The 14,579-nt window shown below is 65.4% G+C and carries 13 protein-coding genes and 1 pseudogene; 4 read left to right on the top strand and 10 right to left on the bottom strand.

Annotation, left to right across the window (positions count from 1 at the left end):
- Nucleotides 1-76: 76 nt before the first annotated feature.
- Complete coding sequence (locus tag DIE04_RS28020; protein ID WP_124524199.1) at nucleotides 77-736, top strand: glutathione S-transferase family protein; 660 nt, start codon at nucleotides 77-79, stop codon at nucleotides 734-736.
- 45 nt (nucleotides 737-781) lie between these two features.
- Here DIE04_RS28020 and DIE04_RS28015 read toward each other — a convergent pair whose 3' ends face one another.
- From DIE04_RS28015 to DIE04_RS27970, 10 genes are all read right to left on the bottom strand, one after another.
- Nucleotides 782-1,870 carry a porin gene (locus DIE04_RS28015; RefSeq protein WP_124524200.1) on the bottom strand — a complete coding sequence of 363 codons (1,089 nt, stop codon included), beginning with the start codon at nucleotides 1,868-1,870 and terminating at the stop codon, nucleotides 782-784.
- Between the two features lie 213 nt (nucleotides 1,871-2,083).
- On the bottom strand, nucleotides 2,084-2,419 hold the full coding sequence (locus DIE04_RS28010; RefSeq protein ID WP_124489255.1) for a Rieske 2Fe-2S domain-containing protein: 336 nt from the start codon (nucleotides 2,417-2,419) through the stop codon (nucleotides 2,084-2,086).
- Between the two features lie 3 nt (nucleotides 2,420-2,422).
- Nucleotides 2,423-2,734 (bottom strand): YciI family protein, encoded by a 312-nt coding sequence (locus DIE04_RS28005; protein WP_044848341.1) that lies wholly within the window; start codon nucleotides 2,732-2,734, stop codon nucleotides 2,423-2,425.
- Between the two features lie 5 nt (nucleotides 2,735-2,739).
- Nucleotides 2,740-3,615, bottom strand: a complete 876-nt coding sequence (locus DIE04_RS28000; protein WP_124524201.1) for an intradiol ring-cleavage dioxygenase — start codon at nucleotides 3,613-3,615, stop codon at nucleotides 2,740-2,742.
- 29 nt (nucleotides 3,616-3,644) lie between these two features.
- On the bottom strand, nucleotides 3,645-4,712 hold the full coding sequence (locus DIE04_RS27995; protein WP_124524202.1) for a maleylacetate reductase: 1,068 nt from the start codon (nucleotides 4,710-4,712) through the stop codon (nucleotides 3,645-3,647).
- A gap of 7 nt (nucleotides 4,713-4,719) precedes the next feature.
- Entirely contained in the window at nucleotides 4,720-6,186 is a 1,467-nt protein-coding gene (locus DIE04_RS27990; protein WP_124523323.1) for an aldehyde dehydrogenase family protein, read from the bottom strand.
- Between the two features lie 40 nt (nucleotides 6,187-6,226).
- Nucleotides 6,227-7,246, bottom strand: a complete 1,020-nt coding sequence (locus DIE04_RS27985) for a hydroxyquinol 1,2-dioxygenase (RefSeq protein WP_124524203.1) — start codon at nucleotides 7,244-7,246, stop codon at nucleotides 6,227-6,229.
- 42 nt (nucleotides 7,247-7,288) lie between these two features.
- Nucleotides 7,289-7,783: a hydroxyquinol 1,2-dioxygenase gene (locus tag DIE04_RS27980; protein WP_124523322.1), complete on the bottom strand. Its 495-nt coding sequence runs from the start codon at nucleotides 7,781-7,783 to the stop codon at nucleotides 7,289-7,291.
- Between the two features lie 114 nt (nucleotides 7,784-7,897).
- Entirely contained in the window at nucleotides 7,898-8,827 is a 930-nt protein-coding gene (locus DIE04_RS27975) for a LysR family transcriptional regulator (protein ID WP_044848336.1), read from the bottom strand.
- 131 nt (nucleotides 8,828-8,958) lie between these two features.
- Nucleotides 8,959-10,209: an MFS transporter gene (locus tag DIE04_RS27970; RefSeq protein ID WP_124489249.1), complete on the bottom strand. Its 1,251-nt coding sequence runs from the start codon at nucleotides 10,207-10,209 to the stop codon at nucleotides 8,959-8,961.
- Between the two features lie 273 nt (nucleotides 10,210-10,482).
- Between DIE04_RS27970 and DIE04_RS27965 the strand changes: the two genes are divergently transcribed.
- The 3 genes and pseudogenes from DIE04_RS27965 to DIE04_RS27955 form a co-directional block, all read left to right on the top strand.
- Nucleotides 10,483-11,037 carry a hypothetical protein gene (locus DIE04_RS27965; RefSeq protein WP_124524204.1) on the top strand — a complete coding sequence of 185 codons (555 nt, stop codon included), beginning with the start codon at nucleotides 10,483-10,485 and terminating at the stop codon, nucleotides 11,035-11,037.
- Nucleotides 11,038-11,058: 21 nt separating this feature from the next.
- Complete coding sequence (locus tag DIE04_RS27960; RefSeq protein WP_124524205.1) at nucleotides 11,059-13,827, top strand: type VI secretion system Vgr family protein; 2,769 nt, start codon at nucleotides 11,059-11,061, stop codon at nucleotides 13,825-13,827.
- 18 nt (nucleotides 13,828-13,845) lie between these two features.
- Nucleotides 13,846-14,579 (top strand): annotated as a pseudogene (locus DIE04_RS27955) (hypothetical protein); the annotation flags it as partial.

Raw genomic sequence — 14,579 nt, 5'->3', positions numbered from 1 at the left:
GCGGATTTTTCCAAGACGAAGCCGCGCGGCCGTCCTATATTGGTCGACCTGTCCCGAATGCACACCGGAGCCCGCGATGCCGCAAGACCGTCACCTGACCCTGTTCCACTCCCCGCGCAGCCGCTCGGCCGGCGCGCGGATGCTGCTGGAAGAACTGAGCGCCGACTATGAACTGCACGCGTTCGACCTCTCCACCGGAAAACATCACGAAGCCGACTACCTCGGCATCAACCCGCTGGGCAAGGTTCCCGCGCTGCGTCATGGCGACGTGATCGTCACCGAGCAGGCCGCCGTCTACATGTACGCGGCCGAGTTGTATCCGGAAGCCGGCCTGTCGCCGGCGCCGGGCGATTCGCTGCGCGGGCCGTATCTGACCTGGATGACGTTCTATGGCTCGTGCCTCGAGCCGGCCATCGTCGACCGCTCGATGAATCGCCCGCCCGCGGCCTACTCGACGTCGCCGTACGGCGACTTCGATACCGTGATGATGCGGATCGATGCGCAACTGGCGAAAGGGCCCTACCTGCTGGGCGAGCGCTTTACGGCGGTCGACGTGCTGTGGGGCTCGGCATTGAACTGGACGACGATGTTCAAGCTGGTGCCCGAAACGCCGCGCATTCGCGCGTACATCGATCGCGTGCTGGCGCGCCCGGCGATCCAGCGCGCGCAGGCGGCGGATGCGGCGCTGGCGGCGGAACAGGACAAGGCCAAGGAGGCGGCCGCAGCGGCGCGGTAGTCGGTTGGCGGGCGGACCGCGACGCCGGTCCCGCCCGCCGCGCCATCAGAACATCGTATGCAGGCCGACCCGCGCCACCGCCTGACTCGCTGAACTCGACGCCCCGTTCGGATCGAGCACGCCGTTGATCTGCGCGTTCGCGCCGCTGTTCGCGCGTTGATAATCGGCGGACACGTAGACCATCGTCCGCTTCGTGAACAGGTATTGAAGCGCGACGCTGACCTGATGCGCATGGTTGTCGTTCACGGCTTCGTTGCCCTTCATGTACATGTACTTCGCGCCGAGAAACACGTCCGGCCTGATGCGCCACACGCCGCCGGCCTCGGCCATCCACACGCCGGCGTCGTTGAACGAATTGTGCACGGTGGTCAGGAGTGCCTTCGCGCTCACCGCACCGAAGTCGTAGTGCATCCCGACACCCCAGTTGCGCACGCTGGTCGACGGCGTGCCGGGCGCCGGGCCGTACTTCTCGTTCGTATATGCGGCACCGATGCCGAGCGTGCCGACTTCGTAGTTCAAGCCCGCGCTCACGGCATTGTCCGCGCCGATGGAACCGGCCACGCCGCCGAACGCATACATCACGCCGCCCGACAACCCTGCAATCGTCGGCGAACTGTATTTGACCGAGTTCGCGACTGGCTTGCTGCCTGCCGTGCGATCCCAGTCGAACGCGCCGGTCGGGTTACCGGGTAGCGCGAGACGCTGGAACGGGCCATTCCTGAATCCGTACAGCCCCGAGATGTCCATCGAGATCGCATTCCCCTTCGCAAACAGCGAATCGACCATGAAGTCGTACTGATTCCCGAGCCTGATGCTGCCGAACCGGTCGCTCTCGATGCCCACGTATGCATTACGTCCGAAAATCCCGGTCCCGATGATGCTGCCGTTCGCCATCGAGAACTGGTTCACGAGCGCGAACGTCGCGTGATATCCACCGCCGAGATCTTCCGTGCCGCGAAAGCCGAACAGGTTCGGCGTGAAGATGCCGTCGTCGAACTTGACGTTCTTCCCGCCGCCCTCGTTGCTGACGTACGAGATACCGCTGTCGATCAGACCGAACATGGTCACGCTGCTTTGTGCATACGCACCCTGCGCGATGGCCAGCATCGCGAATACTCCAAACCTGAGCTTCATTGCGTCTCCGTCTTTTTTTGAAATTCGAGCCTGTCGCCCGCCAGTCGCGAACGATCCGCCCATGCTTCGTGAAACAACACCTTCCCGCCGGATCAGGCTTGCATCCGGTCCGGCATAATGAGATTTACTTAGCTTTACTTATTGACTGGAACGAATGAAATCCCGCGCATTTCCGATTTCATCCAGCCTGGTGCAATCGACCCTTCCGCCGATTCAGGCGCTCCGGCAAATCACCCACGCCGCCGCATCCACCTCGACGGCCACGGCTTCCAGCCCGGCACCCGAACACGGCCCGTCGATACACACCCCGTCGTCGAACCGGAACAGCGCACTGTGATGCGCGCACATCAGCACCTGGGATCGATAACAGGAAACGCTGCCCGGCACGAAATCGAGCGGAACCGAGAAATGCGGGCAACGATTCACGTAAGCCCACACCTGCTCCCCGCGCCGCACGACGATGACGGGACGTCCGATGCGCGTCTCATCGACGACCCGCGCGCCACCATCCGGCACATCGGCGAAGCGACAGAGTTGCGTGGCACCCATGACTCACGCTCTCCGCTCGGGATTGCCGAGGCTCCAGTCCCACGGTCGCACCTCGACCCGCGAGAACAGCCCTTCCTTCACATACGGATCGTTGCCGACGAACTGCATCACCGCATCGATGTCGTCCGCCTCGACGACGAGCAGCGTGCCGTTCATCGCATCGCCCTGCGGATCGAGCGTCGGCCCGCCGAGCCGCACATACACGCCGTGCTGCGCGGCGGAACGCAGGTAGGTCCGATGCGTCGCCCGCACGCGGTCGCGCACCTCGCGCATGCCGGGCTGGTCCGTCGCGAACACCGCAAAGAATCGCGCCATGTCGGTCAGCTCCGGTCGAGCACGAAGTCGTACGTCGCCTCGCGATACGGGCCGCTCAAGCCGACCCGGCGCGCGAGCGCGCCACCCGCCGCACGCGGCCGATAGGCGACCATCAGCGACGGCTTCACGCCGAAGACGGCATCCGACTGCAGATACGCGTCGTTCTCGTCGAACAGATGCGTGACGAGCTTTCGGTAGCCCGGTGCATCGATCATGAAATGCAGGTGCGCCGGCCGCCACGGATGGCGGCCGGTCGCATCGAGCATCTTCCCGACCGGGCCGTCGGTCGGAATCGGATAGCTGACCGGCAGGATCGTCGTGATCGCGTAACGACCTTCGGCATCGGTCCGGTAGCGGCCGCGCAGGTTGCCGTGCGGCTGCGCCGTATCCTGCCCGGAATACATGCCGTTCTCGGCGGTCTGCCAGACGTCGAGCACGGCGCCCTGAACCGGCGCGCCGTCGGTAGTGAGCACGCGGCCATGCACGACGACCGGCGTGCCGGGCGTGAACGCCATGTTCTCGCCATACGCGCGCTCGGGCATGCCCTCGATGTAGAACGGGCCGAACACGGTCGTTTCCGTCGCACCGGTGGCGAAGCGATGGTTGATCGCATCGACCAGCATCGACACGCCGAGCGTGTCCGACAGCAGGATGAATTCCTGGCGCACCACGTCGTCGCACATCTGCCCGGTTTCGGTCAGGAAGCGAATCGCGGCCATCCACTCGGCCTCGGTCAGCTCCGTTTCGCGGACGAACGCATGCAGGTGCCGCACGAGGCTCTGCATCAGCACGCGCAAGCGCGGGTTCGGCGTACCGTCGAAGCTGGCGACGACCTGCTCGGTCAACCGCGTGTCGCCGTCATCATGATGATCATTCGTCACGTTCGTCTCCTTTGTATGCAGCCGGCCGCTCACTGCGGCTCGCGCCCTTCCCACGCATGCTGAAGCAACTCGCGGATCGGCGCGCGCTCGATCGGCCGCGGATTCGCGTACGGGTTCCGGCACGCGAGGTCGGCGGCTTCGTCGAGGCCCGCTTCCGGCATTCCGATGTCGGCCAGCGCCGCCGACAAGCCCAGTTGCCGGTTCAACCGGAACAGCAGCGGGCCGGCGTCGGCCGCGTCGGTGCCGCCCAGCGCCCGCGCGACGCGGCGCAGCGCGTCGGGCGCCGCCGCATGGTTGTAGTGCGCGGTATGCGGCAGCATCGCGGCGTGCGTCTGTGCGTGCGGCAGGTTGAAGGTGCCGCCGAGCGTATGACAGAGCTTGTGATGCAGCGCCATGCCGACCGCACCCAGGCACGTGCCCGCGAGCCATGCGCCATACAACGCGCGGCTGCGCATCTCGCGGTCGTCGGGCGCGCGCACGATCGCGGGCAGCGCTTCGCCGAGCGCACGAATCGACTCCTCGGCCATCAGGCTGATCACCGGGTTCGCATCTTCCGCATAGAGCGCCTCGACCGCATGCGCCATCGCATTGACGCCCGACGCCGCGGAAATCCGCCGCGGCAGCGACAGCGTCAGGGACGGGTCATACAGCACCGTACGCGGCAGCACGCGCGCGTCGCGTCCGGTGCGCTTGAGCCGGCCTTCCGTGAGCCCGAAGATCGGCGTCATCTCCGAGCCCGCGTAAGTCGTCGGCACGGCGAGGATCGGCAGCGACGACTCGAGCGCAATCGCCTTGCCGAGCCCGATCGTCGAGCCGCCGCCGATCGCGATGCAGCAGTCCGCGCCCAGCTCGGCGGCCATCTCGCGCGCGGCCCGCGCCACCTCGACCGGCACGTGCATCACGGCCTGCGCACACACGCCGGCCGCACGCTCGCCGAGCACGTCCCGGACGCGTTCGGCGAGCGGCTGCTGCTCGGGCGTCGACAGAATCAGCGCCCGCTGCGCGCCGAGCGCGGACAACTCGTCCGGCAGCCGTTCGAGCGCGCCCCATTCGAACACGACGCGGGACGGCGTTCCCTGATAGACGAAGCGCTCCATCTCGGCCTCAGCGCTTGAAGTGCGGCGGCACCTTGCCGTCGACGTTGACCCACACCGAGCGCGCTTCCGTGTAGTCGTGCATCGCCTCGAAACCCATCTCGCGGCCGTAGCCCGACTTGCCGATGCCGCCGAACGGGCTGCCCGGATTGACGCGCTTGTAGCAGTTGATCCAGCACATGCCCGCGTCGATGCGCGACGCCATCCTGTGCGCGCGGGAGAGATCGTTGGTCCAGAGGCCGCTGCCGAGCCCGTATTCGGTCGCGTTGGCGATCGCCAGCGCTTCCTCGTCGCTGCCGAAGCGCAGCACCGTGACGAACGGGCCGAACACTTCCTCCTGCGCGACGCGGTCGGCGGCGCTCTTCGCCTCGATGACGGTCGGGCGCACGTAGTAGCCGTTCGCGAGTGCCGCGTCCTGCGGCACGCTGCCGCCTGCGAGCACGCGGCCGCCCTGCTCGCGCGCGACGTCGACGAACGACAGCACGCGGTCGAGATGCTGCTTCGACGTCAGCGGACCCATCTCGGTGTCGGGGTCCAGCGGGTTGCCGACGCGGATCGACGACGCCAGCGACACGAAGCGCTCGAGGAATTCGTCGGCGATGCGTTCATGCAGTACGAGCCGCGACCCCGCGATGCACGCCTGCCCCTGGTTGTGGAAGATCGCCCACGCGGCGCCGTTGATGGCGGCGTCGAGGTTCGCGTCGTCGAACACGATGTTCGCGCCCTTGCCGCCGAGTTCCAGCTGCACGCGCTTCAGGTTGCCCTGCGAGGCCTCGACGATCCGGCGGCCCGTCGCCGTCGAACCGGTGAACGCGATCTTCCCGACACCGGGGTGTTCGGCGAGACGCTGGCCGGCCGTATGACCGTAGCCGGGAACGATATTGACGACGCCTTCGGGAAACCCGACTTCGGCCATCAGTTCGACGATGCGCAGCGTCGACAGCGGTGTGATCTCCGACGGCTTGAGCACGACGGTGTTGCCGGCCGCCAGCGCCGGGCCCATCTTCCAGCTCGTGAACATCAGCGGGAAATTCCACGGCACGATCTGGCCGACGACGCCGATCGGCGCGCGCTGCACATAGTTCAGGAAGCCGGTTTCGACCGGAATCACTGAGCCCTGCAGCTTGTCGGCCATGCCGCCGAAGTAGCGGAAGCAGCCGGCCGTGCGCGGCACGTCGAGCGCGCGCGAATCGCGGATCGGGTGGCCGGTGTCCAGCGATTCGAGCTGCGCGAGTTCCTCCGCGTTGGCTTCGATCGCGTCGGCGAGGCGCAGCAGCAGCCGGCCGCGCTCGGCCGCCGGCATCGCCGACCACTTCGGGAATGCGCGGGTCGCGGCTTCGACCGCGAGGTCCACGTCCGCCGCGGTGGCGGCGGCGATCTTCGTGATCAGCGAGCCGTCGTGCGGATTGAGCACGTCGATCGTGCCGCGCTCGACGGCGTCGACGAAACGGCCGTCGATGAAGAGTTGGGTTTGCATGAATCGTCCTCGATGGTGTGCTTGTGCGAGCCGGCGCGGCTCAGAACTCGATCGGATACGGCGCCAGCTCGCCGCTCTCGTATCGCTGCGGAAGGTTCGGCGTCGCGTTTTCCCAGACCAGCAGCATCGAACGCTTCGTCGAGTAGCCCTGGTGCCGGATGTCGGCGGGCATCGCGCAGATGTCGCCGGCCCGCATCGTGACGCGCGCGCGCGGTGCGCCGGTGTTCTTGTCGCCGATGTCCCATACGATTTCGTCGGACAGTTGCAGGAACCATTCGACGCGGTCGTTGCCGTGGAATACCGGCAGGATGAATTCCTCGGTGGTCGGGCAGAACAGGCTGCGCCCGCACACGGAGGTCACCGACGGATTCCACGTCACGTCCGAACGCGACAGATACTTGAACAGGTTGAACGCGTGCAGCTCGCCTTCGAAGCCCGGTTTCACGTGCACTTCCGGCTCGTCCTGAGCGACGTCGAGAAACGCGCGGTTGACCGGCAGATCGTCGCGCAGCGGCGAGTCGCCTTCGAGGCCCGGCATGCGGCGCGTCGCGATGCGCGTGCGTTCGATCGCGGAGCCGTTCTCGCCGTGCTTGCGCCCGAACGCCGTGCCGGTTTCCTCCGGCGCCGCGAACGGATCGAAGCCTTCGTTGGTCCAGTCGTGCAGCATCGCCTTGAAGGTCGCCATGATCGTCGGCGTTTCGAACGTCTCGGTGTAGTCGACGCCGGCTTCCTTCAGGATTCCGTTGAACGTGCCCGCATAGACGTCGACCTTGCCGTAGTGATTGCGCGTGCCGAACACGTGATCGAAATTCACCCAGCCGTAGAAGAAGCCCCACGCGACGTCGCGCATCATCGCGCGCAGGAATGCGTCCGCGGGGATCGCGTGCGTGCGGCTCTGGCCTTTCGCCGGCCAGCTGATTTTCACGAAATACTCGTCGCGCTGGAACGCGAATTCACCGAGGTGGAAGCGGCGGTAACCGGTGACGGCATCGGCTTGCGTGGCCTGCACCAGATCGGCGCCGAAGCCTGCGGAAAGATCGAGGGTCTCGAGGGTGGCCATAACGTGTCTCCTGGAATAGTTGAATCTTCGCGATCGAATCGATCAGTGCAGGCAGATGTCGGCCCACTTCTCGACGGACAGCTCGCCGAGCACGGTCTGCACGAGCGCGACGCCCGGCTTGCTGGCGGTGAAGCGATACGCGCAGCCGGCCGGCAGCAGTGCCTGGTGGCCCTTGCGCAGCACGACGTAGCCCATCTCGCGGCCCGCCGGCTGCGTGCCGGCGTTCACGGTGCCGCGGCCGGTGGCGGGCGGGTTGTCGAGCTTGATGAAGTCGATGCGGACTTCGCCGTCCATCTGGATCGCGAACTCGTCGTGCGCGCACGCGAACCACGGCGACTGGCCTTCGGTGCGCAGCACTTCGATCACGTATTCGAGGTTCTTGCCGGCGACGACCTTTTCGTAGGGGGCCGACTTCGATGCGATCTCGAAGACGTTCGAGAACGCGTAGTGTTTTGCGCTGCCGCTGGTGATTTCGATCTCGCCCTTCGTGTAGCCGTCGAGCGAGCCAAAGACGGTGTGGAATGCCGTGTCGGTCATTGCTGTCTCCTGAGTTGAACCTCTTGTTGGATTCAACTTTAGGGGCGACGACGCCCGTCAACAAGGCAACGAAGCGCGACTACGGCATTTGCGTTTCGCGAATAATCGCTTCGCTCAACGAACCCAGCCGCGCTCCAGCAGCGGGCGATCCCACGGCGACTCGTCGCCGATGTATTCGACGAGGAATTCGACCAGCGCCTTCACCTTCAACGCCTGTCGCTGCGTTGCGGGATAAACGGCGGCGAAGCTCAGCGGCGCGATCTGGAAGTCGGTGAGGATGGGCACCAGCCGGCCCGCGACAAGCGCGTCGCTCGCGACCAGCGTGGGCAGGCACACGACGCCGCCGCCCGTCAGCGCGTACTCGCGCAGCAGGTGCACGGAGTTCGAGCGGATCATGCCCGGCAGCTCCATTTCGACGACCTCGTCGCCGCGTGTCAGCGTCCAGCGGTTACGTGACGGATAACCCGAATACAGCGCCGTGGTGTGCTGCAGCAATTCGCGCGGATGTTGTGGCGCACCATGCGCGTCGAGGTAGGCCGGCGACGCGCAGAACAGGCGTCGGACCACGAACAGGCGCCGCTCGATCAGCGACTCGGATATCGGCGGAAAGATCTGGAACGCGATGTCGAACCCTTCTTCGACAGGGTCCACGACACGGTCATTGACGATGATGTCGAGCTGGATGCCCGGATAGCGGCGATTGAATTCGGCGAGCGGCACGCCGAAGTGATCGAGCGCGAAGCCGGGCAGCATCTGGATGCGCAGCCGCCCGGTCGGCGTCGCGCGCAGCTCGCGCATCTGGTCGGTCAGCTCGTTGACGCGCCCCACGACTTCCGCGCATTCGCGGTAGAAGGTCTCGCCCACTTCGGACAGCCGCACGTGGCGCGTGCTGCGATGGAACAGCGGCGCGTTGACGAACTTCTCCAGCTGCTGGATGCGGTTCGTCACGACCGAACTGGTGACCCCAAGCTGCCGCGCCGCTTCCGCGAAGCTGCTCGCCTCCGCGACCCTGACGAACGCCTCGATGCTCAGAAACCGGTCCATGCCGCACCTTTCCCGAAAGCCAAACCGGCAGTCTAACCGCACCTGCCGGCCGGGTGGGTCACGCCGAACGCGTCACACTGTCACCTGACGGGTGTCAATCCCGCCGGCTGCGCGCATGACCGCGCCGCACGTTACGGCTGCTTGCCCGCCGACAGCTCCGGCTGCACGCCTACGCGGCGCTGCAACACGGCCGGGGCCGTCTCCCGCAGCAGCATGCTGACCACGATGCCGAGCAGCACCGCCCCCATCGGCAGCCACAGAATGTTCTGGATCCCGAAGTGCGCGGCGACGTAGCCGCCCATCGCCGGCGCGATGCCGCCGCCGAAGATCTCGCCGCAACCGACCACCACGCCGATCGACGTCGACACGAGGCCGACGGGCGCGGCTTCGGTCGCGACGGGGCCCGACAGCAGCGACACCAGCCCGAGCGTGAAGAACGACGCGACGAACAGGACAACGAACAGCACGACCGGTTGCGGGCCGAGGCCGCGGAAGATGTAGAGCATCACCGCCGTGCCGGCGAAGCCCGCGATGCTCGCGAGGCGGCGGCCCACCACGTCGGACAGCCCCGGCAGCCCGAACTGCCCGAGAAAGCCGCCGAAGCCGATCGCCGACACCACGAGGCCCATCTTCTGCGTGCCGAGCGCAAGGTAATCCGTCAGGTACAGCGGCAGCAGCGCGCCGAGCACGAACACGCCGGTCATCGCGCAACACAGCGCGGCCATCGCGACGAGGATGTTGCGGCTCTTGAGCACATGGCCGAGCGACGCCGGCGCGTGCTCCGACACGACCTCCTTCGCGCGCTTCGGTTCGCGGATCACGAAGAACATGATCGCGCCGAGGATCAGCCCGGGAATGGCCACGAGCGCGAACACCCAGCGCCACGACACGACGTTGAGCAGTTGGGTCGCGATGATCGGCGACAGCGCCAGCCCGAACAGCGCGAAGCCGCTTTGCTGCAGCCCGAGGTTCAGGCCGCGCCGCCGCGGGTGCGACGCGTCGGCGGTGGCCGCGAAGCTGGTCGGGCAGAACGAGCCTTCGGCGACGCCCATCAGCCCGCGGATCGCGATCAGGCCGAGCAAGCCGCCCGCGAGGCCCGAGAAGCCGGACAGCAGCGAGAACGCGATGATGGCGGGTATCAGGACCTTGCGGCGGCCGACCTTGTCGGAGATGCCGCCCATCAGCGCCGCGAAGATGCCCCACGACAGGCCGAGCACGCCGATGCAGTTGCCGACGTCCTGCGCGCTCAGGTGCAGGTCCTTCATGATCGAAGGGAACAGCGGCGCGATGAGCCAGCGGTCGAGGCCGACCAGGCCGAAGCCGAGCGCCAGCAGCGTCACCGCCTTCCACTCATAGGAGGTATCCCACTCGTTTGCTTTCATGTCTGTCTCCGTGGATTGGTCCGCTTGCGCGCGCCGGGGCGTCCGCGCATCGGCCAGGTCCGTTGTCTTGGGTGTGCGACGCGACGTGAGTCGCGAGGAAGTGGCGGCCGCCTGTCCGGCTTCGTTCCGGTTGCAGGCGTCGAATTCAATCAGCCGACGCCCGAACGATAGGTGCGCGCACGCGGATCGGGTATGGAACAACCGGCGAACGCGCCATTCGCGAAACGCAAATAATCGGGCGCGGCAGGCGGGAAAGGTCGATGGAGAAGCGCTGTGCGAACGGCGGCAGCGTTGAAGCAGCGCTCCTTCCCCGGTTACGGGGGAATCCCTCATAGACATCAGCGAGGCCCGCACGCGACGCCGCTTGCGCGACCGATGAACGCGGTTCGGCGCGCCGCCCGGCCGCGCGCCGATCAGGATGCGGCGAATGACGAGACCGGCAACCGGCAGATGCGATCCGAGCAGGCACGAAGCAATCCGTCCACACGTTTTTCGTCAGCGCAATACGCCGCCATTTTCTTCGATATCAGACGGATCCTATCTTCGAAATCCATAAATCGATTTTATTTAAATAAAAAGACCTGCACGACAACCACGCAATCTGACAGAACCACCTTGCGCCCGCCCTTTTTACCGATTAATACGAGACCTTTCAAAATCATCCGAATCGCCGAAAAAGAAAAATACCGTTTCAAACCAATCATCCAGCCATACAAAAACAAAAATACATTTATCGAGACCGACAAGCTTGATATTCTCGACGCGAATTTTCGATCCGATTTCCTCAATTCAAACAGGACCACATTTCAAACAAATCCTAATCAATAAAAAAGCAATGAGATTATGACGATGTCGATAGCAAGAACATTTCGGGAATTTGCGTCCAGTCTGACCGACGGGAACTCGCGACCCGTCGATCTCCATTTCGGCCGGGCGCAGCGCGCGGTCGGCCACTTGCTTGCGCTCCATCACGCCGATATCCGCGAAGGCCTGATGTCCGGCATCGACGGCGAGCTGACCTGCGTGTCGAGCCACGATCATCTGTCGCCGACGCTGTTTCTCGGCCTGCCCGTATCGGTCCGGCTGACGACCGACCGCGGCAGTACGCGTGCGATCAATGCGATCGTGCGCGAAGTGCGAACCGGTCAATCCGACGGCGAACTGACCGTCTATCAATTGCACGTGTGTGACGCGCTGTCGTTGATGGACCGCCGCACCAACGCTCGCGTATTCCGTTCGCGCCGCGTGACGGAGATTCTCGCGACGCTGATGAACGAGTGGAAACTGCGCAGCCACGCACTCGCGCGCGCATTCGATTTCGACCTGTCCGGCTTGCAGGCCGATCGCTATCCGGTGCGCGAACTCACGCGGCAGGTCAACGAGTCGGACGCTCGTTTCATCCGGCGTCTGCTGCGTCGGGAAGGCATCACGGTCTTCGCGAAGGCCGAGCCGGCCGGAGGCGCGCGCGGCATGAACGACGCGTGGCCGATTCATACGCTCGTGTTCTGCGACGACCCGCATCGCCTGAAGGAAGCGCCGGCCGGTACGCTGCGGCTTCACCCGCGCGACGCCGGAACCGAACAACGCGACACGGTGACGCTTTTTGCGCACTGCCAGAGCGTGTCTCCCGGCCAGGTCCGCCGCGCGTCCTGGGACTACAAGCCAGCCCGTGCAGATGACTCCACCGCTGTCACGGACCTTGACCAGGGCGAAGCCGGGAACGACCTTGCGCGCCTGCTGACCGACGTCGCGATCGACATCCCGCACGTCGGCGACTCATGGCGCGATCACGATCGCATCACGCGCGACCGGATACTGGCGCATCAGTTCGAAGCCGAGCGTTACGACGGAATCAGCAGCGTACGCGACCTGCCCGTCGGCCACTGGTTCACGCTGACGGGCGACCCGGAGCTGGACATGCGGCCGGCCGATCGTCGCCAGTTCGTCGTCACGTCGGTTCGGCACGATATCTGGAACAACCTGCCGAAGCCGCTCGCGGGCCGCGCGCACACATTGTTCGCGGCGAGCCGGAACCTCGCGCAAACGGCTGCGCCGGCACCTGTCGATCTGCCGGAGCAAACCGACACGCGCTATGAAAACCGTTTCACGTGCGTGCGACGCGGCGTGCCGCTCAAGCCCGCCTATGATCCGAAGGTCGACGTACCGCCGGTGCACCTGCTGACCGGCACGATCGTCGGCGCGCAGGGCGAGGAAGTGTTTTGCGACGGGGCCGGCCGCGTGCGCGTGCTGATCCACGGGCACGATCCGGCCGATCACGCGCACGCGCAAGGCGCCGGAACGAACGGCCGGGCCGGCGACAGTGCGCCGATTCGCGTCGGTACAAGCCTCGCGGGCGGCAACTTCGGCGCGCTCTTCCTGCCGCGCGTCGGCATGGAAGTGCTGCTGGGATGTCTGTCCGGCGACCCGGACCGGCTCGTCATCATCGGCGTGCTGAGCAACGGCGCGAACCCGCCCGTGACGTTCACCCATACGGGCGCGCTCCCCGGCAACCGCTTCCTGTCGGGCATCAAGACCAAGGAAATCAACGGCCGGCGCTACAATCAGCTTCGTCTCGACGATACGCCGTCGCAAATCTCGGCGCAGCTGGCGAGCGAACATGCGCATACCCAACTGAATCTCGGCTATCTGACCCAGCCGCGCGAAAGCGGACACGGGAAGGATCGCGGCGAAGGTGCCGAGCTGCGCACCGACGCCGCCGCGGCTCTGCGCGCGGCGCAGGGCATCCTGTTGTCGACCTATGCGCGCACACGGGCCACCGGCGGTCAGCTCGATCGAGACGAACTGATTCGACTGCTCGACGAATGCACGGCGCTGTTCAAATCGCTCGGCGACTATGCCGGCGAGCATGGCGGACAGTCGGCCGATACCGCCGGTCAGGACAACGTCGCCGGTGCGTTCCGCAACTGGACGCCTGACGGTGCGCGGCCCGGTACGACCGGCGATGCGCCCGCGTTGATCGCGTTCGGCGCGCAGTCGGGGTCGCTCAACGTCACGCCCAGGACGCACGTCATGTATGCGGGCGAGAACATCGATCAGATCGCGCAGCAACACGTTCAGGTCAGCAGCGGCGAGCGCATCAAGCTGCATGCCGGTCGTGGCGTCGCGATGTTCGCGCACGGCGACGGCGTGTCGGCGATCGCGAATCGAGGGAAGGTCACGATTCAATCGCAGCACGACGATACGCAAGTCGATTCGGCGAAGAACCTTCAGTTGACGGCCAGTGGCGGAAACCTCGTCGGCACGGCGAGCGATGAAGTCGTGTTCGTCACGTCCGGCGGGGCGTATCTCAAGCTGCGCGGTGGGGATATCGAACTGGGATGTCCGGGGACATTCACGGTGAAGTCGGCAGGGCATGTGTGGGACGGGCCTGCAAGCATGAGTGCGGACATGCCGAAGTTTGGTCAGGACACGCTTGGTCGAGTACCGAAGCTGGTCCGATCCACCGACGGCAATGCGGCGGCGGGATTCGAGGGCGAGGTCAAAAGGCCGTCCGGACCGCTGTCGAACTTGTCGAGCGATGCGGCCGGCCAACTTCCGGCTGTCGATGCTGACCAGTTCGAGAGACTGGCGGTGCAGTTCATCAAAAACAATACATAGGATCGCGAAGGAATCCGCATGACTGATTCATTTCTTGAACCGCCGCTGATGGCGACTGCTCATCGCGACCAACCTGCGGCGAAAGTCGATGCTGACGACGTAGCTGTGTCGCGGCCGGCACCGCCGCCGATTGTCGTCGGCCGGGGCGAAGGCGTGACGATGTTCGCGAAGAACACGCCGCTCATCTGCATCAAGCAATTGCCCTTGCCCGGTATCGTGATCTTCGTGCATGGGGTGAATTCCGAAGGCGAATGGTTCGAGGCGTCGGAGGACGGGCTGTGCAAAGGCCTGAATCGCAGGCTCGGACGTCTGGACGATCAGATGATGTATCACGGCATCGATGCGGGGCAATTGACGCCCGCGAAGTACACGGAAAGCGTGACGCCGGATGGGTTTCTCAATCCGAAGCTGCTTCCCAATAACTACGTCAAGCCCGAGCCGTCGTTCTCGCCCGTCATTCATTTCCGCTGGGGCTATCGCGCGACTGCCGCGGAACTGAAGGAGTACGGCGACAAGATCTTCCTGAACGAGAAGGAGTATTGGGGCGGCGGCCCGTTCACGAACGGCTGCGCCAGTCTGCCCGATCTTTGGCACGGCGGGCTGGATGATCGAACGATGGGGTGGATGACCGTGCAAGGCATCAACCCGACCAACCGGCCGCTGTATCGCGCGCCCCCTCGAGCGTATGGCGTACTCGCCGCGCTGCGCTTGGCCAGACTGATCGAGTCGATCCGAAGCATGCAGGCCGATGT

Source organism: Burkholderia sp. Bp8994, assembly GCF_003853805.1.
GTDB lineage: Bacteria > Pseudomonadota > Gammaproteobacteria > Burkholderiales > Burkholderiaceae > Burkholderia.
The sequence above is the reverse complement of the archived record's forward strand: the minus strand, read 5'-3'. Positions and strand labels throughout refer to the sequence as shown.

Excerpts from the sequence above, each read along its gene's own strand:
- DIE04_RS27960 (WP_124524205.1), top strand. The coding sequence starts at position 11,059 with ATGTCGATAGCAAGAACATTTCGGGAATTTGCGTCCAGTCTGACCGAC.
- DIE04_RS28005 (WP_044848341.1), bottom strand. The coding sequence starts at position 2,734 with ATGGCGCGATTCTTTGCGGTGTTCGCGACGGACCAGCCCGGCATGCGC.
- DIE04_RS27975 (WP_044848336.1), bottom strand. The coding sequence starts at position 8,827 with ATGGACCGGTTTCTGAGCATCGAGGCGTTCGTCAGGGTCGCGGAGGCG.
- DIE04_RS27995 (WP_124524202.1), bottom strand. The coding sequence starts at position 4,712 with ATGGAGCGCTTCGTCTATCAGGGAACGCCGTCCCGCGTCGTGTTCGAA.
- DIE04_RS27990 (WP_124523323.1), bottom strand. The coding sequence starts at position 6,186 with ATGCAAACCCAACTCTTCATCGACGGCCGTTTCGTCGACGCCGTCGAG.
- DIE04_RS28020 (WP_124524199.1), top strand. The coding sequence starts at position 77 with ATGCCGCAAGACCGTCACCTGACCCTGTTCCACTCCCCGCGCAGCCGC.
- DIE04_RS27980 (WP_124523322.1), bottom strand. The coding sequence starts at position 7,783 with ATGACCGACACGGCATTCCACACCGTCTTTGGCTCGCTCGACGGCTAC.
- DIE04_RS28010 (WP_124489255.1), bottom strand. The coding sequence starts at position 2,419 with ATGGGTGCCACGCAACTCTGTCGCTTCGCCGATGTGCCGGATGGTGGC.
- DIE04_RS27985 (WP_124524203.1), bottom strand. The coding sequence starts at position 7,246 with ATGGCCACCCTCGAGACCCTCGATCTTTCCGCAGGCTTCGGCGCCGAT.
- DIE04_RS28015 (WP_124524200.1), bottom strand. The coding sequence starts at position 1,870 with ATGAAGCTCAGGTTTGGAGTATTCGCGATGCTGGCCATCGCGCAGGGT.
- DIE04_RS27970 (WP_124489249.1), bottom strand. The coding sequence starts at position 10,209 with ATGAAAGCAAACGAGTGGGATACCTCCTATGAGTGGAAGGCGGTGACG.